Below are 21,634 nucleotides of genomic sequence, written 5' to 3'. Positions count from 1 at the left end.
TGATGGAATTAAGGCATTTACGTTATTTTTGTGCAGTAGCAGAAGAGTTGAATTTAACCAGGGCTGCTCAAAAACTCTTTATCGCCCAACCACCTTTAACAAGACAAATCAAACAGTTAGAGGAGGAAATTGGGGTTATTTTGTTTGAGCGACAGCCCCGTGGACTGGCTTTAACACCTGCCGGGCAGTACTTCTGGCAGCATGCTAAACAGATTCTATCCAAGGTATCGGTCACCATTGAAGATACTCGACGTGTGGCGCAAAGTGGCAAAACGGTGTTTGGAATTGGCTTTGTTCCTTCGGTTTTTTACGGTCAATTTCCCACTATGGTCAGACGCTTAAGGCAAAATACCAATGTGGAAGTCATTTTGTATGAACTTAAAACCCGGGATCAATTAGACGCATTAAAAGCGGGCAAAATTGATATCGGTTTGGGCCGCATTTACATTAATGATCCAGAAATAGAACAGTCCACACTATTCCAAGAACCGATGTTAGTGGCCCTCCACAAAGAGCACCCTTTAGCATCGAAAACGCTGACGATGGCCGAATTGGCAAAACTACCAATGATTTTATATCCGGCGGGTCAAAGCCCTAATTTTGCGGATATTTGTATTGACTTATTTGCCCGCAATGGATTAAACCTGCGCATTGCTCAGCAGGTAAATGATATTCAAACCGCATTGGCGTTAGTCGCAGCCGAAATGGGGGTGGCCTTAGTGCCGCAACAGGTTAATCGTCTAAGTCGAGATGATGTAGTCTTTGTTCAACTAGAAGATAAAAGTATTACCAGTCCGGTAATTTGCAGCAGACGCAAAGAACCCTATAACGACATTATGCAAGCAGCCTCAGTGATCCTTGATGAGCTGGTAGAAAAGCAAAAAAGCGACTCGCATAACTAAATAAACCATACTCGCTAGTCTAATTTAGCGATTCTGTTATGCCAATTTCCCTATTTTGCGTGGGCGGTAATTAATTGTGCCGCTTCTTTTAATGCCGGCAGGTATTTATTAATTAGGCTATCCATCGACACTCTAAGAGAGTTAGTGCTTATGTTTGCTGCACCAAGCAACTTCCCCTGATAATCAAACACAGGAACGGCGACAGATCTAAGTCCTAATTCCAACTCTTGGTCAACCACGCAATAGCCTTGTTGCTTCACTTCTTTGAGCATATGAATGAAGGTATTTTTATCTAGAATACTCTTGTCTGTATGCCCATGCAGCTGTGCGGTTGCCAACCATTCTTGTTGCTCTGTTGTCGATAACTCGGCAAGTAACACTCTTCCCATAGACGTATAGGCGGCGGGCAATCTGGTTCCTGGGGTGATATTAATTGACATTAAACGATGAGCAGCCGACGACCTTACTAAATAAATAATTTCGCCATTGTCGAGTATCGACAATGAGCAAGACTCACCGAGCTCTGATGTGACCGACTGCAAATAATGTTGCACTACGTCTAGGTGATCATTAGTGGCGTTAAATGCATAGCCAAGGCGCAATACCTTAGGTGTTAGCATAAACTGACGGCCTTCTTTAGCAATGTATCCTAGGGCGTGCAGGGTCAATAGCAGCCTACGAGCTTTGGCTCGGTCCATTCCAGTTATTTGCGCGACTTCAGACAAGGTCATTTTTTTATGCTGCACATCAAAGGCGCTTAACACTTCAAGTCCTGAGGCTAATGCGCCCACATAATCTCGGTTATCTACAGATATTTTTTCTTCATTCATTAGCGATGCTTCATTCGCGTTATACGCGCTTTAATTTATTTTTTAGAGCTTATTACATTCTATCTAATCCAAACCATTAAAACCCGTTTTATCATTATGACAACTTGTTTTTAATACCCAGATCAACAGGTAGAACTTGACGGTATAGTGAGCATACATTATATTGTTCGCATATTGAATATTAATTCGTATTACGAACAAGAGGCAAAAGTGGCTATTTTCAATTCACTCCAACAAGCAATATCCGAATCGGTTAAAGATGGTGATACCCTTGCGTTAGAAGGCTTTACTCACCTTATTTCCTTTGCCGCAGGACATGAGATTATTCGCCAGAAAAAACGTGATTTAACCCTTATAAGAATGACGCCTGATTTGATCTATGACCAATTGGTGGGAGCGGGATGCGCCAAAAAACTGATTTTCTCGTGGGGTGGTAATCCAGGAGTAGGTTCTTTACACCGTGTTCGTGATGCATTTCAAAATAATTATCCCAATGCTTTAGAATCTGTTGAGCATAGCCACGCAGCGATGGCCAACGCCTATGAAGCCGGTGCCGCTGGATTGCCAATGGCGGTGTTTCGGGGTTATATAGGCAGTGAACTCACCGATGTGAATGACGCTATTTCCTCAGTTACCTGCCCTTTCACCGGCGAAAAACTAGCTTGTGTTCCCGCCATAAAACCTGACGTCGGTATTATTCATGCTCAAAAAGCAGATCGCCAAGGTAATGTACTAATAGAAGGTATTGTTGGTGTGCAAAAAGAAGTCGTATTGAGTTCAAAAATAAGCATTGTCACCGTTGAAGAAATAGTTGATGACCTTAATACTGGACCAAACTCCTGTGTGTTGCCAGGCTGGACCGTTGACCAAATTGCAGTTGCTCCTAAAGGCGCTCACCCTTCCTATGCCCATGGTTACTATCAACGGGATAATCAATATTATCTAGACTGGGATGCGATCAGCAGAGACAGAGAGCGTTTCAATCAATGGTTAGAAGACGAAATTCTGCAAACGGGAGCAAACTAAGATGACAGCCAATTATACCCCAGCTGAAATGATGACAGTGACCGCAGCTCGCGCGCTGTCGAATAATATGACCTGTTTTGTGGGGATCGGTTTACCCAGCGAAGCGGCGAACGTAGCCCGCATGACCCACGCACCCGACATCACCCTAATTTATGAATCAGGTACAATTCAAACCAAACCTGAAATTTTACCTCTATCTATTGGTGATGGTGAATTGTGCGAGTCAGCACTTACTACGGTTTCTGTACCCGAAATGTTTAGATACTGGTTACAAGGTGGGCACATTGATGTTGGTTTTCTAGGGACAGCGCAAATAGATAAATACGCAAACCTAAACACCACCGTTATTGCAGCAAAGGATGATTCGTCTGTAAAAGAAGGCAAAACAAGTTACGCTAACCCTAAGGTTCGTTTACCCGGTGGCGGCGGCGCACCCGAGATTTCCACCAACGCCAAAGAAGTGTTTATCACAGTGAAACACTCTACGCGTACTTTTGTGGAGCAAGTTGATTTTGTGACCACCGTGGGCTTTGGCCGCGATGGTAAAGTTCGCGATCAACATCCGCAAATAGGTCGAGGCCCGACTGTTGTTATTACCGATTTATGTATTCTTAAACCTGATCCTGACAGCAAAGAATTGGTGGTTGTCAGCTTGCATCCTGGTGTCACCAAAGAACAAGTAATAGCGGCCACAGGTTGGCCTATCAAGTTTTTAGAATCCGTCACCACCACACCCACTCCCAATGCACAAGAGTTGGATGTTTTGCGTACATTAAAAGAAAAAACAGCGCGCGCTCATAGTGCTCAAGGAGCAGTATAATGTCGGCTTTTATCTGTTCTCCTAAACGCTCTGCCATCGGCCGCTACGGCGGTGCGCTGGCAAACGTCAGACCTGACGATATGCTAGCTCAAGTGATTAAAGCGGTTATCGCTGATACCCCTAAATTAGATACAACACGCATCGATGATGCTATTTTTGGTTGTGCAAACCAAGCCGGTGAAGACAACCGTAACGTTGCTCGTATGTCTACCCTACTGGCTGGTTTGCCCGTTGACGTGCCTGCTGCAACCATTAACCGCCTATGTGGTTCGGGTATGGATGCCATTGGCACCGCGTTCAGAGCCATTGCATGTTCTGAAGCAGACGTCTATCTTGCTGGCGGTGTTGAGTCCATGTCTCGTGCCCCATTTGTTATGGGAAAGGCGGGGAATGCATTCGATCGCGCCCAGAAGTTTGAAGATACCACCATGGGTTGGCGCTTTGTGAATCCTCAGCTTAACCGCTTATATGGCACTGAAACTATGCCACAGACAGCCGAAAATGTGGCTGAACGCTATAAAATTTCTCGGGAAGATCAAGACATATTCGCCTATGAGTCACAACAAAAAGCTAACCGGGCACAGCTTGAAGGCCGTTTTGCCAAAGAAATCACGCCGATTATCTACCAACCTAGACGTGGTGATGCCGTTGAGATACTTAATGATGAACATTTACGCCCACAAACTACATTAGCCGATTTAGCAAAATTAAAAACGCCGTTTCGGGAAAATGGTAGCGTCACCGCGGGCAATGCATCGGGTATAAATGACGGAGCTGCAGCAATGCTTGTTGCCAGTGAACTTGCGGTTAACAACTATGGCTTACAACCTATTGCTCGCGTAATCGGTATGGCAACCGCGGGTGTTGATCCAGCATTTATGGGAATGGGGCCGGTCAATGCGGTCAAGAAATTGCTGGCTAGAACCAAAATTAAACTTCAAGATATTGCGGTCATTGAATTAAATGAAGCCTTTGCGGCCCAAGGATTAGCATGCATTCGCGAGCTCGGTTTACAAGATAACGACGAGCGTATTAACCCCAATGGCGGTGCTATTGCCCTAGGACATCCATTGGGCATGTCGGGAGCGCGCTTAGTGCAAACAGCAGCTATGCAACTACAACAAACTCAGCAACGATATGCTCTGTGCACAATGTGTATTGGTGTAGGCCAAGGCATTGCAATGTTAATTGAGAGAGCTTAGGTAAATTATGAATAATATCGAACCAATGACACACTTTGAAGTAGCAGGTGATCCCGCAAACCCAGCAATGGTTTTAGGCCACCCTCTGGGCATGAATTTACATGCGTGGGATGACGTTGCCCAAGCAATGGCGAAAGACTTTTATGTTCTCAGATGGGATTTACCCGGCCATGGAAAGAGTCAGCCTGTGGCTGAAAGTGCCGCTCACCTAAGCGAGCTCGACCTAGTTAATCAACTCCTTAAAGTCTGTGACGATCTCAATATTAATACCTTCCATTATGCAGGAACATCCATTGGCGGAACCATCGGTCAACAACTTGCGATACATCATCCCAGTCGTTTGCTCAGCCTCACGCTAACCAACACAGGTGCCAAAATTGGTAGTGCTGAAGGTTGGGCAGAGCGCAAAGATAATGTTGCAAACATTGGCTTAGAAAAGATGAGTGAAGACATAGTCGCGCGCTGGTTTAGTCCAAAGTCCACTGAACGTGATCCAAGCCTAAAAGTAAAATGGCAACAAAGTTTAGCTGCCACTGATGATCGCTCATATGGCCTATTGTGCGAATGGTTAGGCGAACGCGACCAAACTACTTTACTCCACTCTATTGATATACCGCTTACCTTCATCGCTGGTAAAGACGACGTTGCCACCCCCCCTGAATTGGTTCGAGAATTAGCTAAATTAATGGGCGAAAACGACATTATCGAACTTGAAAATGTCGGCCATGTACCATCAGTTGAAGCCTCGGAACAAACCAAAACCGTTTTGGGTAAACTGATTTAACTTACCTGCAGTTCCATACGAAGGCAGCCTAGCTTAAGCTAGGCCGTATAGATAAATAGTCAGTTTTGGCTTCGTATGCAGCAGCGAAATCAAGCAGTTTGGCGTCTTCTCCCATGGGCGCCATCACTTGTATTCCCATGGCTCGACCTTTGGCGTCAAACCCAACCGGGAGGTTTATCACTGGGCAGCCAGATAGTGTTCCGCCCACTACAACCTCCATCCAATGGTGATAACTTTCCATTGATTTCTGGTTGATCTTCTTCGGCCAGTGCAAATCAGCATCAAAAGCGAACACTTGGGCCGATGGCAAGGCTAAAAAGTCATATTTGGAAAATAGTGTAGATAGTGAATTGTACCAATCTGTGCGAGCCATACCTGCTTTATAAACTTCCAAGCCAGTTATGTCTAAACCACCTTCAATCTCCCAGACGGCTTCGGGCTTCATTAAAGCTCGAAATTTAGGATTGTCATAGAGTCCTTTAGCACCGCCAGCAATAGTCCAATGACGCAATGTTAACCAAGTTTGCCATAGACGATTAAAATCATAATTAGGAATACAATCCTCAACCACCAGGCCTTCACCATTAAGGCCGGATAATGCCGATGTGCACATATCAAGAATACCAGGCTCCATCTCTAAATGCCCATCGTAATCCCCCATCCATCCAACCTTAAATTCAGACAAATTGGCAGGACGACTGGCTGCTAATGAATCACGCAAACTAAGGGGAACGCGGGCATCATAACCAGCCATTGTTTCTAGTAATAACCTAGTATCTTCAACATTTCGACCCATTGACCCTTCATAGCCGAGCTGTTGGTAGAATCCATTCTTATCTTTATAGGGAACACGCCCCTGACTTGGCCTGAAGCCGATAACATTATTGTATGCAGCAGGATTTCTTAAAGACCCCATCATATCGCTGCCATCTGCAACGGGAAGTAACTGCAAAGCCAAAGCACTTGCTGCTCCGCCGCTGCTCCCACCCGCACACAGTGCTGGGTTATACGCATTACGGGTTACGCCAAATACACTGTTGTAGGATTGAGAGCCGAGGCCAAATTCAGGCACATTGGTTTTGCCAATGAAAATAGCGCCTTGTTTGCGTAACCTTTCAACAAAAATGGTGTCCGCTTTTGCCAGATTGCTTTTGAGGATCGGCGAGCCACTGGTAGTGACTATTCCAGTTACATCAGAGAGATCTTTAACTGCATGCGGCATGCCATGCATCCAGCCATGATATTCACCCTTTGCTAGTGCGGCGTCTGCAGTTTTAGCCTGAGCAAGAAGCTCATCGCTATCTCGTAGACTCACTATGGCGTTGTAAATCGGATTATACTTCTCGATTCTAGACAAATAAGCCTGCATAACTTCAACGCAACTAACTTGTCGACTTTTAATAGCTTTCGAAAGGGAACTGGCCGAGAGTTCGGTTATCGATGTGCTCTGCTTTAACTTTGTCTTAGCGAATGCCCCCGCACCTAAACTTGTGGTAATAAGCGCTGCACCTAATTTACCTGACGTTGCCATAAACGCGCGGCGTGAGGAATTTATAGTCTTATTCGTTGTTAGTTCACTCATACTTTCCCACTTAAGTTTCCGGTTATACATCGCACTTTCAAACTCGTTGAAAGCACTGAATACTATGACTCAAATTATTAATCCTATTCCGACGCAATAATGACGGTAGATTCCGACTTGTTAGGTTTACCAATACGCAATTCCAAAATACTATAATTTAAAAAACAAATATATAAGCTATAAATCAGCTATTTATGCTCTCAAGGTGAATTCTTTAATTTAAAATAAGATGTGTAAATAACAGCTAAAGGCGATTGTGTCTCTTGCCATCAACAAGCAGTGTCAGATTGGAATCAATCAGACCATGCAAAGGCGATGGCCATCGCCAACAAACATAGTGTGTTGGGTGACTTTTCCGGCGTTGAGGCAGAGCATTATTCACATTGAATCCCTGACGTTTTCAGTATTAATTGTTTTTTAACCCACGCATCATTTATATATCAGCACCATTTTGCAGTTAGTCCGGCGCAATTTTCTGCGTTACTCAGTGCAAAGGTTTTGCTAATAATAGTCACTAACATTAGTAACCGCCGTTTGTTAAATCATTTTCCCGCATTGCAAATTTTGCGTTGGGGCCTGACGTTACAAGGGGTAGCCTTAGTCGTACTTCTCCTACTAACTAGTCTGCAGCCCCCACTTTGGATGTTTGCTACATCAATGATAGTAGCGATTGGCTCATTGGGAGTAATTACCCCTAATATTCAAAGTTGTTATATGGATTATTTCAAACAAAACAGTGGGACTGCGGCGACGTTGTTTGGTGCAACTCAATTTACCATCGCAGGGGTAGTGTCGGGGATTTCGACACTGTTACCTGAAAGCCTAGTTTATATCGTACTTGTTCAGGCACTGTGTTCAGTTATATACCTAAGGGTAATTTGGCGTAAACAGAACATTGACAAATAATAGGAAAGTTAAAATAACGTTTAGATAAAATGCTAAACCGTCAAGAAAGTAAAGGTGTCCTTAACTAGGCGGTCTTAAAATGGAAGTATTTAGGTGTATTTGATCATAGCGTAAACGTCGATACACCATGGCCAATTGATGCGAATTAAAGGCCAGCGCTGCGATTGTGGTTATTCCAATAGAAGTGTTGTCAACGTTAACACTGCTAGAGCTTCCTCGAGGAACAGCTCCAGCAGTGTCAAAAATTGAGAAAGAAAATATCAGCGTTAGTGTTTTAAAGCAGAGATGCGTTTAGTGGCAAAATAATCATCCAATGCCAATTCGGAGCAGTCTACCCCTACTCCAGATTGATTTAATCCACAATGCGGTAAATTTATAGCATAATTGACACTGTTAATGTGTACCTCACCGAATCTAAGTTGTCGTGCTATTTTATTAGCGACATCATAGTTTTCAGTGAAAATATACGAAGACAAACCGGCATCCGTATCATTCGCTTGGGTGATAACTTCAGACAATTCATCAAAAGCGATAATACTAGCAACAGGCCCAAAAATTTCATTTCTACAAATATCCATATTATTAGTGACTCCTGTTAATAGAGTTGGCGCATAAAATGATCCCTCTAAGAGTCCTTCGGGTCGTCCGCCGCCGGTTACGACTGTAGCTCCTTGATGGACTGCTTTTTTCACTAACCCATCGATTCTTGACCACGCACCTGTATCCATAACAGGCCCCATATCTATATCCTCTTCACGGTCAAAACCCACATTTTTCGCCTCAAATTTAGACTTCAACGCTTCCACGAATTGGTCATGGACATCTTTATGAACAAAGATACGATTAGGGGCGACACAAATCTGGCCAGCGTTTTCTGTTTTTAACGTTGCAACAATATCTGCTGCCAGTTCAATATCAGCATCCTGCATAACGAGAACGGGTGCATTTCCCCCCAACTCCATTGAATATTTTTTAATAGATGTAGAGCCTTTGGCAATAACATGCTTTCCAACTTCGGTTGAACCAATTAGCGTGATTAACGCGGGTATCGTCGACGTTGAAATAGCATCACCAATTTCAATATCATCACCACATACAATACTTACTGCACCTGCAGGTAGGTTGATTGACGCACACAACTCACCAATCAAACAGGCTGACAGTGGCGTTTTGATTGAAGGTTTAATGACAATTGGACATCCCGCAGCCATTGCTGGACCCAATTTATAGGCTAAATTTAACAATGGAAAGTTCCACGCTAGAAAAGCCGCGACCACACCAATTGGCTCATCCATAATTGTATGTGTAGTTTTGCCATCTTTAGCCAGAATTTGCTTGTGCTTTCTATTACTAATCAGGTCTGCGTAGTAATCTAGACTATCGATTAGCATTTGATAGTCGCCTTGAGTGCTACTCCAACTTTTCCCCATTTCCAAATGCACACACATGCGTAATTCATGTTCATTGTTAATAATGGCTTGTTTTAGTTTCATCATCCATTCAACCCGCTCAGCAACAGCGGTACTAGACCAATTTACAAAGCATTTTTGAGCTTCGATTAACGCATTATTGGCCTCGTTAGCTGTGGCGGCATGTATCACCCCCGTTTTCAACCCCGTCGCAGGGTTAATCACTTCATGTAAGACTGGACCTTTTACTATTTTGCCCGCGATATATTGAGATTTATCGAGCATCATTTATATTCACTCCGAAATTAATTTTAAGTCGCACGATTTAGGTAAATTCACATCTATTTTTTATCGATATCACCATGTTGCAGACGATATTTATCCATCCGGTCAATGTCGTATTTCTCGTACTCCCTTTTTAACATCCACAGGGGCCTTTCAAGCTCTAACTCCCACGCAAAAAGTTGTTTGAAAAGATGTTTGACCAACTTCGGCTTTTCAGCTGCAATATTGTTCAGTTCAGATATATCACTTTTTAAATCGTATAGTTCTGCAGGCCTATCAGGAAAACGAATTAGCTTATAATCATTATGACGAATAGCGGCTCTTGACTCTTTTTTCCAATACAATGTTTCGTGGGGTTTGCTTTCCTTCATCCCCATAAGAAATGGCATAAGATTGACCCCATCAACTGGTTTTTTATATTGCTCTCCACCCGCTACTTCATAAAATGTTGGTAGCAAGTCAAGGGTACTAATTGGTTTATCATACGTTTTACCTTGGGGTAACTTGCCAGGCCATTTCATTAAGAAAGGAACCCGAATTCCACCTTCAAGATGATTAGATTTTGTCCCGCTTAGAGGCCAATTTGAAGAAGCGTTTTTATCCGTGGGACCGCCATTATCGTTTGTGTAGACGATAATTGTATTGTCTGCCAAACCAAGTTCTTCAAGTTTATCTAATACCTTACCGCTAGCCCGATCTAGCGATAAAGTCATCGCCGCAACTTGTTTTCTGACGCCCGATAGCTGAGGAAATTTTTCTAAATCCTCTGGTAATGCTTCAATTGGCGTATGTACCGCATTGAATGAGAGAAACACAAAGAACGGCTTTTCTTTATTATCATTAATAAATTGATTGGCTTGTTCTGCAAGCACATCTGTTAGGTAACCATTGTGCTCTATAAAATTTCCCAGACCTTGCTCTAACTTTTTATCGAAGAATGTTTGTACCTGTTGACGTGCCGATGCATCAGGCGGATATGCAAAATAGCTTCTATCTCCGCCGCGAAATCCATAGAAAGTATCGAAGCCACGATTCATTGGATGCATCTGATCAGTTCCACCCAAATGCCATTTACCGAAAAATGCAGTAGCATAACCTTGAGATTTCATGTACTCGCCCATCGTAGTTTCTGATAGTGGCAAGCCCATATCTTCGCCATCGAGCGCTGAAACTTCGCTCATGTAACCGGGAACGTTATTTTCTTCATAGCCAAAACGTTGTTGATAGCGCCCGGTCATTAATCCAGCTCTTGAAGGACCGCAAGTGGAAGCAGAGACATATGCCTGGGTAAACTTCACACCTTGAGTCGCGAGTTTATCTAGATTTGGCGTAATCATGGTATCGCTACCTTGAAAACCAAAATCTGCAAAGCCGGCATCATCAGAGAACAAGAAAACAATATTTGGTTTTTTTACGTGCACAGGTTGCTCGCTGGCAATAGCACTGCTCAATAAAAAACCTGATATTGCGAAGATTAATGTAGTTTTTATTAACATTTTTTTCATAGTTTATAACCTTTTCCTGTTCCCAAAATATAATGCGCTATCAAACGTTCGTTTATTTTGGTCTGCTTAACTACTGTTGCTTGCAGATATAAAAGGGCTGGTCTGCACGCGCTATCTAGAGGCTATTCCCTTTACTCACAATCTCTACGAATGAAACTAAAAGGCCGAATAAATACCCACAAACCTTTAATATTATGTATTTAAACATATGATGTTTTGATTTACAATATGGCAACATAATAATAAATTTAAATCTACCTAAATTCAGCTAAGTGTAATAAACGCCGCATGTTACTAATTGGTAGTGAAAAACGAGAACAACCCTTACCAGCAGCAATCGATGTTGGTGTTAATTAATGGAGCCATTTATGGTCAACGTAATTTATAAAATACGAACTGGCATTTTCGTCGCATTATTACCCTGTGCTTTGTCTGCTAACTTGGCTAAAGCCGACGAATTTAGACCGTTGAATGCGACTGAAGATGAAAAGTGGATACTTGATGAACTGCGATCAGACGAGTTCAATAACAACAAACTAGACTACACAAAATGGATCGAAGATCCTAAGCATGTGCAAACATGGACCTGGAACAACCCTGAAAATGCCGAATTAAGCCAAGGCTCGTTAAAAATTAAAATGGTTTATGATAAACATAAAAGAACCATTAGTAATGCATGCTCGCAAGGTAAAACCATAGCGAACAGTACTTTATATTTTAAATCTGCCATGCTGCAGTCAAAAGCATCTGGAATTTTAGGCTACTATGAAGCACGCATAAAAGGTGTATCAACATTTCCTGGGTTTTCGCCTGCATTTTGGATGTATAGTAATTTTGATGACTCTGTACTTGAAGCGGGTAGCGTGCGTTACAGTGAAATAGATGTTGTTGAAATGCAGCAACGCCAATCGTTCACTCCAGGTAATGAAAAAATTACCGATCACAATCTACATGCTGCAATAACTAAAGAGAACGCAAAAGCCAATCCTTCCGGTCGAGAATGGCGCCGTCCAGGTAAATATCATGAGCAAGAGAATGTGCATGTTTTGCAGCAAGATCCAGGGAAAACCTACCATGTATACGGCGCAAAAGTGACCACAGAGTTGATAATTTGGTACGTAGACAATATTGAAGTTGGTAGATCAAAAAACATGTTTTGGAAGCAACGTCCTATGCAAGTTGCATTATCGTTAGGGCTAAGAAAGCCCTTTACTGAATTCAAATGTAATGGATTTGTCCCCTTAGATCCGACTCAACATATTCAAGACTTCGACGGCGAGGAGTTTAACCAAGATCCACCTACTATGACCGTAGATTACGTTCGTACGTGGATCAAAGGCTAAATTAAGAAATCAATTGACAAAGTTCCCTACCTTATACAGTGATTCATCTCTTAGCTTGATTGATTGCTGTTCTCCATTACTCCAAAGCACCTTTACTGCGCCTTCATCGGCGCAGTCGCCCAGCCCAAATTGTATATTGGTGACGTAATTTAACGAATATGCAGCTCCTGTAGAGCCGACTGTTTTCAATTGAGTTCCATTACATGAATTTAGTTGAATCCGAGCACCTAATGGACTGGCCTGATTAGCAGGCGATTTTCCAACTTGAATTGTGACAAAAGAGGTTTGCTTCGATTGATTTTCAAATAAATGCCATTTTCCTCTTTCATTTCCAATCAAAATATCTCGTTGACCATCACGATTATAATCAAAAATATCGACGGCCATTCCGATAGCACCTAACTCTGTGGTCACAACTCCATGGTCAGTTACTTCCTCGAAGCGCCCATCGCCCATATTGAAATACAATATGGCAGAATTTTGATTTACTAAGTCGCCTCGTTTAACAACCACTAAATCTTCATAGCCATCATTGTTTAAATCACCCACGGCTACTCCCATACTATGTTCGAGCAACATTAGGTTGGCGTTTTTAGTACCATCAGTGAAAGCTCCCTTATTATTAATCAGCAAAAGATTGGTTAATCCATTGTCAGGAGGAGCAATAGGTTGAGATTCAACACCGTGCACAATTCCTGTGAAGGGTGAGAAGATATCACCCGCAATGCGCCAATTTTGATTACCGACGTAACCAATGTATGTGCCTTTTTTATCGCGCGTTTGTGGAAATCCTAACGCGTCGCTATTCACTAACCGAATATCACGACCTGAATGTGTTTCTCCTGGAAACACATAATCGTAGCCAGATTCACCAATATAGATATTTTTGTTGGGCCATTGTGACTGGATATTTTCTAGTGAAAGAATATCGCCAACACCTTCAAGCAAAAAGTCAAACTTTCCTCTTTTGGTATAAAATCCGAAGGTTTTTGTGGGCTCATTATAAAACGTTTGACCAGCTTCAAATTCCTTGCCTCGAGTTAGGAATAAATCGAAATCTCCATCATTATCAAAGTCTATTTCTACTGCCCCAGTGACATCACGAATATTAGGGGGCAATATTTGTTCACTGGCAAACTCAAACATGAAATTGGGTCCGCCTCGATATAACTTTGCTGAACCCTGACCATACATAAAAATATCTACATAGCCGTCGTTGTTGGTATCGGTCAACAATAGTTTTTGGCCATTTTGAATAGAGGCTGGTAAGGTATTTTTTAAGAGAAGCGTTTTACCTTGATCATTTTCATATAGATAGTTTTCACTTGCACCTTGCTTTTCTTGTGATGGGAAAGCGAAGTTAATTAAATCAGAATCGCCATCTTTATCGAGATCAACAAACTTAACGGTTCTACCACGCATCATTGCCAATGGTTCATCAAAATCAGCAAGCTGGACAATGTTGCGCTGTTTGTCGATTTGAAAGATGACTGAATTACGCGCATTTGAACCTGACCCACCTCCTCTAGCCAAAATAACTTCTAATTTTCCGTCAGTATTAAAGTCAGCCACTGATATACCATGCATATCCCCCATAATTAAATCGAAAGGCTCGTCAAACTCTCCCTGATTATTCCAAATAATTTTGACACTAAATCCATGATCGTTTAGGAGCAAATCAGGATATCCGTCTTGATCTAAATCAGCAATGGTTGGTGCATCCCACTTTCTGAGGTTTTTCTGATTACTTAGAAAAGTGTCATCCTGAGCAAACAACTGGTGAGAATTGACCACCTCTTGTGATCTTTGCAACTCAGTTAAACTACATCCAACCAAGCCAAAGGTTATTACTGAAATAATTAACGATAGTAAAACAACTAATTTCATACTTAATCCATTTTGTTAACGGTATGAGGTTTCGCTAGTACACTTCCCCAAAACAAAAAATTTTTCTTTTTTCATATTGAATTGCGTAAACATTTACAACTTTTTGAAACCCTAATTCTCGCAGACTAAGGGAAACATCTTCTCGGAAGTTACTTGGCGACAAGTTCTTGATGAACGCTTGTAGATGATAGTGCATATATTTCCTTGCCTTAGTCACCTATACTTAGCAACTAAATTGAAGGAAAAGACCACTCACAATCAAGTGGTCTTATTTGCACCCATAACAACAAATTTTAATTGACTTTAATCACTGAATATTCGTCAAGTAGAATAGTCTCACCAGCTGGTAATCCATAAACATCCCAAGTAACAAATACATCAGTAACAACATTCCATATAGCAGGCACAGTCCATTCTCTGTTGCCATTGGCATCAGTAAATTCTAATAGTTGCCACTCCGTTGTTGGCTTAAGTGTGGCCGACATAATGCCAGCACCAGGTCTTCTTAAATTATACCCGGGGCCTGACGGGCCGCCTTCATAGGTCCAAGGTAACAAAGTGTGGTCAACACGTATTTCAGTATCGGGAACAACCTGCAACTTCACCCAAACTGCAAATCTGTATGTGTTCCCAATGGATGTTGTTCCTAAACCATAAGTTGCGCTAGCCCAGTTACGCTGCTTATTGAAAACACCTTGCAAGATGCCAGTGAAATCTTCCGTTGACGATGTGATTTCAACAGAGTTTCCAGACAACGCGATATCGGACTGCGCAACCGCTCCCCCAGACGCGCCACCGCTAGCTACAACCCACTTAGCACCAGAGAAATCCAATAAGAAATCAGAGTTAAATCCAGCGGGATGGGCTGAGATACCCGGTTCACACATTTCATTTTTTACAATAGTAGCGGTTACTAATTTCGCTTCTACATTAGCCAAAGCCGTAGTACCAGTATCACCAGATGCTAAACCTACTGTTGCAGTGAAAGAGTCTCCAACGTTAGTTTCATCACCGGTAGAAAATCGACCTGAGCCCTTTTCACCATAACTAATATTTTCAATAAGAGGGAAATCATTGTTATTACTTGACTCCCAGGTATAGGCGTAGTTACCAGAGAGTGATTCACCAGCGGCTGGTGTTGGAGAAACATCGAAACCAGCAGAAACACAGGCAGGAATTTCTTTCATGTCGGTTTCTAGACCATTTTCATCAGTATCTTTGTTAGTGATCGCGACAATAAATTCTGAATAAACTTCCAAGTCAACCGTGATCGCTTTACTAGGATCATCCAAGCTTGTAACTGTAATTGTGGTTTGGCCGACATCTTTTGTGGTTACGTTACCTTGAGCATCAATAGTGGCAATATCGGTATCCGCAACTTCAAATCCAACTTCAGGCGCACAGGCTTTTTCAGGCAACACAGTTGCAAATAACTTAAACTCTTGACCAAGCAAAATTCTAGCGGGTTGCGCAGTTATGCCTTCAACCCCATCAAATACCGCATTCACGTCTAACGTTAATGTGCGTCTGGGTAGTGACTCGCCCGGTTGTAGTTTAAAACCATTATCAACTGCAAAATCAATAGTATATGTAACCACTGGAGGGGAATCTAAAAAGCCATCAGGTGTTGGTGAACCATCTACTCTAGGTCCACCTCGTCTATCTGTATCATCACAGGTACTTAAGAAATCAGAGAACATATCGGTATCGACGATTAATTTGCCATTTTTTTCTGTAAAAGGAGAAACTCGTTGATTGGCAACCCCTCCCGACGGAACATCAGGTGTGAGATAATTTTGATCTACGGAAAAGTTTAAATCAGAAATATTGATATTGCCGTTTAAAGGTTCACCGCCCGCCGTCGCTCCCTCTAACAAATCTATTTCTTGGATACCAGTTTCTTCAGTTAAACTAGCTGAGATTTCAGGCATAGAAATCACCACAGGATCTTGCGCTTTAAAACCCGAGTCATATCCTTCTTCGGTACCTCCACACCCTGTCAGAAATCCGGCAATAGAAACGGTAATGAGCGTATTTTTTAGTAAGTGTTCTTTCATCTTACTTCTCCAAAATTTTGTTGTTTTGGGCTGAAGCTTTGAGCTCAGCGCCCTAAAATAATTGTTCATCTAATTAACTAAAAAGTACCGCGCAAACCGAAGCGGAACTGCCGCCCTGTTTTAAATGCCGCCACTGTTCTGTCACGCGTAACATCGCTGTTATCAAGAACATTTCCTTCGTCCAATACGACTTCTTGAGAATTCGCGTTAGTCACATCGGTTGTGCCGCTTGCAGTAAAGAAATTGCGTATTGTGTCATCAGTTAAATTTAATGCGTTGAAGGTCAGAGAAAAGTTCTTATTAATTCTATAGCTAGCACTAAAATCCAGACGATTAGTTGCATCTTGCCATACTGCACCAAAACCACTTTGCGAGACTGCTTGGACACCATTGTAACGATGTGCTAAACGCATTTGCGTTCCGTCTTTTTCCCAAAATAAAGTAAAATTAGCTGAGTGTTTGGGCGTAAATGGCTGAGGGAGTGGACGCAAAGTTCGACCAGTTGTGCCGATTAATTCAACATCACGTTCTGAATCTTGATAGGTATAGTTTGCACTAACTCCTAATCCAGAAAGTAAACCAGGTAGCTCGTTGTAGTTCTGTGTGTAACCAATTTCAATACCTTTTATGGTGGCACCTTTACCATTCTTAACAAAATTAATATTGGCCACATCACATTCAATCGTCCATTGATTGAAAAAGCCAGCAGGTAAACGATGAGGGTGACATTTATCCGCATCTCCAGGTGTGCGATTAGCATCGAAATCTAACAACAAATTGGCATTTTCCAGCGGTATTTGATCTCGCACGTCCTTATAATGGAAAGGAGTCACAATATTCTCTTCAAAGTTACTCATATCTTTATAAAATAGAGCGGCTGATAACAAACCAGATTCGTCGAAATACCACTCATAGGAAAAGTCTACGTTTTTAGACGTTAAATTTTTCAAACCGGTATTTCCGGCTCTACCATTACTCGCGTTAAATTGACTTTCGCGAATAGTATTAGCTGGATTTAATGAATCAAAATTGGGACGTGTCATTGTTTTTGTTAACGCAAAACGAACAATCGTGTCTTCATTCAAAGCGTAATTTAGATTAAGACTAGGTAACCATTGTTTGTTTTTCGCTTTGTCAGATACCGCAGCCTCTCTTTGTTGCACTTCTTGTCCATCTCCATTAGGACCAGTAAACGCTGTGCTTCTGTCAAGGAATGGCCATATTAATCCGTTGGAATTAAAACGAGCCCAATCTGAAGCACTGGTTGGCACCAAATTACCACTGCGGTCGTATATCTGTGACGGCAATTCGTTACTCATAATAATATTGCCTGAGGCATCGACAAACAGCATTCGGTTTACATCCGGCCCTGGAATACCATCAGCTCCTGGAATAACAAATTCACCAGTGGATGATTCAAACGGAATCGTCGCTGCATTATTAAAGTTGTAAGCGTGGGTAATAGTGTATGACCAACAATTACGCAGTTGATCATCATTAGCAGGGGTATAACGAGTATCACTTCCTTCTGCAATAACTGCCTCTGGGCAGGCAGGATTATCCATGTTCGCCAAACCTCTATTTACAATCAAATCATAGGGGTCAAGCATTTGTGGGAAGCGAATATAATTTATACCACCTAACCCTGTTGCATCAGTATTATCCTCAACATAGCGAACACCGATATTACCTGTTAGTTTTCCGTCCATAAATTCAAAATTAGTTTTGAAATATGCGGCTACAGTCTCTGTCGCAATCTCTCGTGTACCGGCCCTAGAATGTCGAACCCCTAACTCACCGGCATCTTTACCACCCACCAGCTCTAAGGCTTTTTCTGCATCTAATTGCGCCCAACCACCAAAAAAGGCATTACTGCGATTGCCTTGAATATCTTCTGCGAAATTGTTGTATGGGAAAGCCTCTCCTGAAACAAAATCAGCAACACGAATTGTCCCTAATCCTCTGACCTCAAAATTTGCGGAAGGATCATCAACATCAATCAGTTCAGCGCCATTTGTTACATTAGTATTGTTTATGCTTACAGAGCGTGACCTATCCGCCCACTTCACACCAAATTCAACTTTAGTTACGTGTTCGAAATCCAAAACCCAATCGAAATCTAAAAAGACAGATTTATTCTCATCAACTAATTCATTCTTACGGAAATTAAGATTTCCAAGATGATTGTGTTCTAGGTCATAAGGGTTAAACCTGCTCGTAACATAGTTAGTTGAACCATCAAGAGCATCAAAGATAGCGTTTTGAGTTCCAGTAAAGTAATTACAATCTCTCGTGCTTCCCTGAGTACAGTCGTAACCCACAAGTTCTAAACGTTCGCTAGGTTGAGCTTCAACAATAGTTCTGCCCGCAGTACCCCATGTAGCAGTTCCAATTGATAACCATCTATCTGCCTCATTATCATCTGGGGTTTCGTCAGTAGTTTTTGAATAACCTACTAGAAAGCTCATTGATAAATCGTTGGTAAGTTCATGATTGATATCAAGGGTCGCTACTTTTGTATCTATTTCTCGTAACCCTGTTGTACGATTAAAGCCCCCCGAAATCGAGCGACTGGTAGAGCGTTGGAGCGTATTTGTATTTAAATCAACAACGTTCAACGCAACATTATCATCTCCTGGGTGTATTAAATTATCGGGTGAAATGTTCATAACCAAACTTTGATAATCTGTGTAGACCTGTTGCTTACTGTAGGTCAAGTCAAGCTGAATATCTGTTGTGTCTGTTGGACGGTACTGAAAACCGCTAGAGACTGAAAATCTCTCTCGCTTATTATTACTTAAACTAAAATTTACGCTGTCTCTGGCCAAAACGAATAAATCGCCTTCGACCAATTTTTGTGTCGCAGGATCATAATCTAATAAACTTTCAATAGGATTGAGTTGTCGTTGCCCCTGAGCATCGAGTAATAGTTCGCCATTTGCATCTCGCTGATAGCCCAAAACACGTATAGGCATTCCAGATTCCAAATCTGTCGCTTTGCGCAAATTAGTGGCATCGGCTAAATCGGCAATGGGGATTGCCCCCTGCTCATAACCAGTATTTATTCTGTCTTGACGAGTGTTCTGAGTGTCTTTTGAAGCCGTAATAATAAATCCAAACTTATCATCAAAATACTTGTCAGAAAAACTCGCATTGATCCGAAAGTCTTGATCATCTGCAAACTCGTTATGACGACCTTCAACAGTAAATGAACGACGTGGTTTGTTTAAATTCAAAGGGCGAACTGTTTTCAAGTTTACGTTAGCCCCTAAAGAGCCTTCGTCTTGATCTGCTGCGGCTGTTTTTACTACATCAACGGAAGAAAGGATATCCGCTGAGAAGGAGCTTAAATCTATACTGTTGTCGTTGCTACCATTGCCAGAGGGATCACTTATACCACCGGTGAGAGCTACTCCATTAATCGAAATTTGGTTCATAGAAGGACCAGCACCTCGCACTGAAATCCTTGTTCCTTCACCGGAATCCTCTTGAACGGTTACACCGGTAATTCTTGACAAAGCATCAGCAATATTTTGGTCTGTTGACTTTCCTACATCCTCTGCATGTATAGAGTCACTGACGTTTTCACTAAAGCGCTTGGCGTTCAACGCTTTTTGAATACTCCCCTTAAATCCAGTAACTTCTATGATTTCTATTTCATTTTCGAGTTCTTTTTTTTCTACATCATCTTCTAGCTCTTGAGCTAACACCGGAAGATTAAAGCAAGTAGCTATAACAGCAGCTGATATTGCGTTGAGTTTAAAATTGTGTGTCATGTGGTCTCTCCACGTTTGTTTATCGTCGTGTTCAATATTCAAAATACTATTTAACGGTTTAGAGGTTTTTAGCCCTCAGCTAACACCTTTTCTGTTTGCTTAACAGTGAATTCTTTCAACCTTTTAGCATCAATCTCTACTCCAAGCCCCACCCCTTTTGGTACGATCGCGTGTCCATTCAGCACTTCCACATTGGTTGTGTATAGCTCATCTCTCAATGGGTTTTCTGTTCGGTCATATTCAAGGAATAGAGGCTTTTCCTCCGCTCGGCCAGGTTCACTGTAAGAAGTCGATAAAAAATGGGTAGCAGCAGCTAAATTTAATTGAGTACCCCAAACATGTGGGATCATGTTGAGTCCATTAGAAGAAGCAATAGCGCGAATTTTTAGTGCTTCACTAATACCACCGCAATATCCCAAATCAGCCTGAATCAGCTGCACGCCTCCGGCACTAATAAGTCGCTGGAAACCATAACGTGTTTGTTCACACTCACCGGTCGCAATAGCAATATTGGATTTTTCATGTAACTTCGTAAACAAATCTGGATGTTCTGGCGATAATGGTTCTTCAAACCACGCATAATCATTATCATCTAATATGCGAGCTATTTTTATTGCTTCTGGTAGGTCATAGGCGTGATTCGAATCAGCAGCTAAGATCGTCTTAGGTAACGCTTTACGCATAGCAACAATTAGCTTTTCATCAAAATTAGGGTTTTTACCTATTTTGATTTTCATTGCTTTGAAGCCTTGTTTTGCATAAGAAACGGCTTCGTCTACCAAAACTTCTAGCAGATTATCTTCAGGTAAATCTCGGAAATACATACCTGTCGCGTAACAAGGTACTTTATCTCTACTTGAGCCACCCATTAGTTGACCAACGCTTTGATTTAGAGCTTTCCCTTTTGCATCCCAAAGTGCCATGTCAATACCCGACATTGCAGCCATCATGATTCCTGAACGTGAAAAATCTAATGAAGCGCGCCACATGAAATGCCAAATTGCTTCGGTCGACAGAATATTCATACCTAGTATTTTTGACGCATAGAATTTTTCGATTGCCGCTTCAATCACAGCTGCGGGACCGTAGCACTCCCCCCAACCTGTCACGCCATTATCGGCGATGATTTCTACTATCAACACATTACGTTGGTCGTAGTACCATTGGGAAAATCCAAAAGGGTTGTCCAAGTTGCATCTTACGTGGTGTGTTCTTATGCACTTTATATTCATTTTTAGTTTGGCCTGTCTTCTTAGTGGTAAGTACCCAGTAGATAAATCTACGTTTACTAAAGCATTTATTAACAAATGGATTCCATGC

General features: G+C 42.0%; 16 protein-coding genes. 8 read left to right on the top strand and 8 right to left on the bottom strand.

All coding sequences use genetic code 11. From position 1 onward, the window contains the following. Window positions 1-2 precede the first annotated feature (2 nt). The gene (locus Q4574_RS07680) at window positions 3-902 is read left to right on the top strand and encodes a LysR family transcriptional regulator (RefSeq protein ID WP_303473206.1); all 900 of its coding nucleotides are present in this window, start codon (window positions 3-5) and stop codon (window positions 900-902) included. Window positions 903-952: 50 nt separating this feature from the next. On the opposite strand, the gene Q4574_RS07675 is transcribed toward Q4574_RS07680, so the two are convergent. Beyond that, complete coding sequence (locus Q4574_RS07675; RefSeq protein WP_303473204.1) at window positions 953-1,732, bottom strand: IclR family transcriptional regulator C-terminal domain-containing protein; 780 nt, start codon at window positions 1,730-1,732, stop codon at window positions 953-955. 147 nt (window positions 1,733-1,879) lie between these two features. On the opposite strand from Q4574_RS07675, the gene Q4574_RS07670 reads away from it, so the two are divergent. Genes Q4574_RS07670 through Q4574_RS07655 form a run of 4 tightly spaced genes read left to right on the top strand, consistent with a single transcriptional unit; the run spans window position 1,880 to window position 5,564 of the window. Then, window positions 1,880-2,758: a CoA transferase subunit A gene (locus Q4574_RS07670; RefSeq protein WP_303473202.1), complete on the top strand. Its 879-nt coding sequence runs from the start codon at window positions 1,880-1,882 to the stop codon at window positions 2,756-2,758. Window position 2,759: 1 nt separating this feature from the next. Further along, a complete protein-coding gene (locus Q4574_RS07665; RefSeq protein WP_303473200.1) occupies window positions 2,760-3,578 on the top strand; it encodes a CoA-transferase subunit beta in 819 nt (272 codons plus the stop codon). Further along, a complete protein-coding gene (gene pcaF, locus Q4574_RS07660) occupies window positions 3,575-4,780 on the top strand; it encodes a 3-oxoadipyl-CoA thiolase (protein ID WP_368411639.1) in 1,206 nt (401 codons plus the stop codon). The genes Q4574_RS07665 and pcaF overlap by 4 nt, the downstream gene beginning before the upstream one ends. Before the next feature lie 7 nt (window positions 4,781-4,787). Beyond that, window positions 4,788-5,564: an alpha/beta fold hydrolase gene (locus Q4574_RS07655; protein WP_303473197.1), complete on the top strand. Its 777-nt coding sequence runs from the start codon at window positions 4,788-4,790 to the stop codon at window positions 5,562-5,564. Between the two features lie 28 nt (window positions 5,565-5,592). On the opposite strand, the gene Q4574_RS07650 is transcribed toward Q4574_RS07655, so the two are convergent. Next, complete coding sequence (locus Q4574_RS07650) at window positions 5,593-7,146, bottom strand: amidase (RefSeq protein ID WP_303473195.1); 1,554 nt, start codon at window positions 7,144-7,146, stop codon at window positions 5,593-5,595. 237 nt (window positions 7,147-7,383) lie between these two features. Here Q4574_RS07650 and Q4574_RS21495 point away from each other — a divergent pair, with 237 nt between their 5' ends. Then, complete coding sequence (locus Q4574_RS21495) at window positions 7,384-7,533, top strand: multiheme c-type cytochrome (RefSeq protein ID WP_354667880.1); 150 nt, start codon at window positions 7,384-7,386, stop codon at window positions 7,531-7,533. Beyond that, a complete protein-coding gene (locus tag Q4574_RS21490; protein WP_368411638.1) occupies window positions 7,534-8,052 on the top strand; it encodes an MFS transporter in 519 nt (172 codons plus the stop codon). Window positions 8,053-8,318: 266 nt separating this feature from the next. Here Q4574_RS21490 and Q4574_RS07640 read toward each other — a convergent pair whose 3' ends face one another. Both Q4574_RS07640 and Q4574_RS07635 read right to left on the bottom strand, forming a co-directional pair. After that, window positions 8,319-9,749 carry an aldehyde dehydrogenase family protein gene (locus Q4574_RS07640; protein ID WP_252729294.1) on the bottom strand — a complete coding sequence of 477 codons (1,431 nt, stop codon included), beginning with the start codon at window positions 9,747-9,749 and terminating at the stop codon, window positions 8,319-8,321. Window positions 9,750-9,802: 53 nt separating this feature from the next. Continuing rightward, a complete protein-coding gene (locus Q4574_RS07635) occupies window positions 9,803-11,251 on the bottom strand; it encodes a sulfatase (RefSeq protein WP_216049239.1) in 1,449 nt (482 codons plus the stop codon). Between the two features lie 368 nt (window positions 11,252-11,619). Here Q4574_RS07635 and Q4574_RS07630 point away from each other — a divergent pair, with 368 nt between their 5' ends. Then, on the top strand, window positions 11,620-12,594 hold the full coding sequence (locus Q4574_RS07630) for a family 16 glycosylhydrolase (protein ID WP_303473187.1): 975 nt from the start codon (window positions 11,620-11,622) through the stop codon (window positions 12,592-12,594). Between the two features lie 9 nt (window positions 12,595-12,603). Here Q4574_RS07630 and Q4574_RS07625 read toward each other — a convergent pair whose 3' ends face one another. From Q4574_RS07625 to Q4574_RS07610, 4 genes are all read right to left on the bottom strand, one after another. Beyond that, window positions 12,604-14,481 carry a VCBS repeat-containing protein gene (locus Q4574_RS07625; protein ID WP_216049241.1) on the bottom strand — a complete coding sequence of 626 codons (1,878 nt, stop codon included), beginning with the start codon at window positions 14,479-14,481 and terminating at the stop codon, window positions 12,604-12,606. A 293-nt stretch (window positions 14,482-14,774) separates the two neighbouring features. After that, window positions 14,775-16,538: an Ig-like domain-containing protein gene (locus Q4574_RS07620; protein WP_216049242.1), complete on the bottom strand. Its 1,764-nt coding sequence runs from the start codon at window positions 16,536-16,538 to the stop codon at window positions 14,775-14,777. A gap of 77 nt (window positions 16,539-16,615) precedes the next feature. Beyond that, window positions 16,616-20,314, bottom strand: coding sequence for a TonB-dependent receptor (locus tag Q4574_RS07615; protein WP_303473177.1), 3,699 nt, complete (start codon window positions 20,312-20,314; stop codon window positions 16,616-16,618). A gap of 68 nt (window positions 20,315-20,382) precedes the next feature. Then, the gene (locus Q4574_RS07610) at window positions 20,383-21,546 is read right to left on the bottom strand and encodes a mandelate racemase/muconate lactonizing enzyme family protein (protein ID WP_303473380.1); all 1,164 of its coding nucleotides are present in this window, start codon (window positions 21,544-21,546) and stop codon (window positions 20,383-20,385) included. Between the last annotated feature and the right edge of the window lie 88 nt (window positions 21,547-21,634).

Source organism: Aliiglaciecola sp. 3_MG-2023 (genome assembly GCF_030548205.1).
GTDB lineage: Bacteria > Pseudomonadota > Gammaproteobacteria > Enterobacterales > Alteromonadaceae > Aliiglaciecola.
This window is presented reverse-complemented; position numbering and strand designations above follow the sequence as displayed.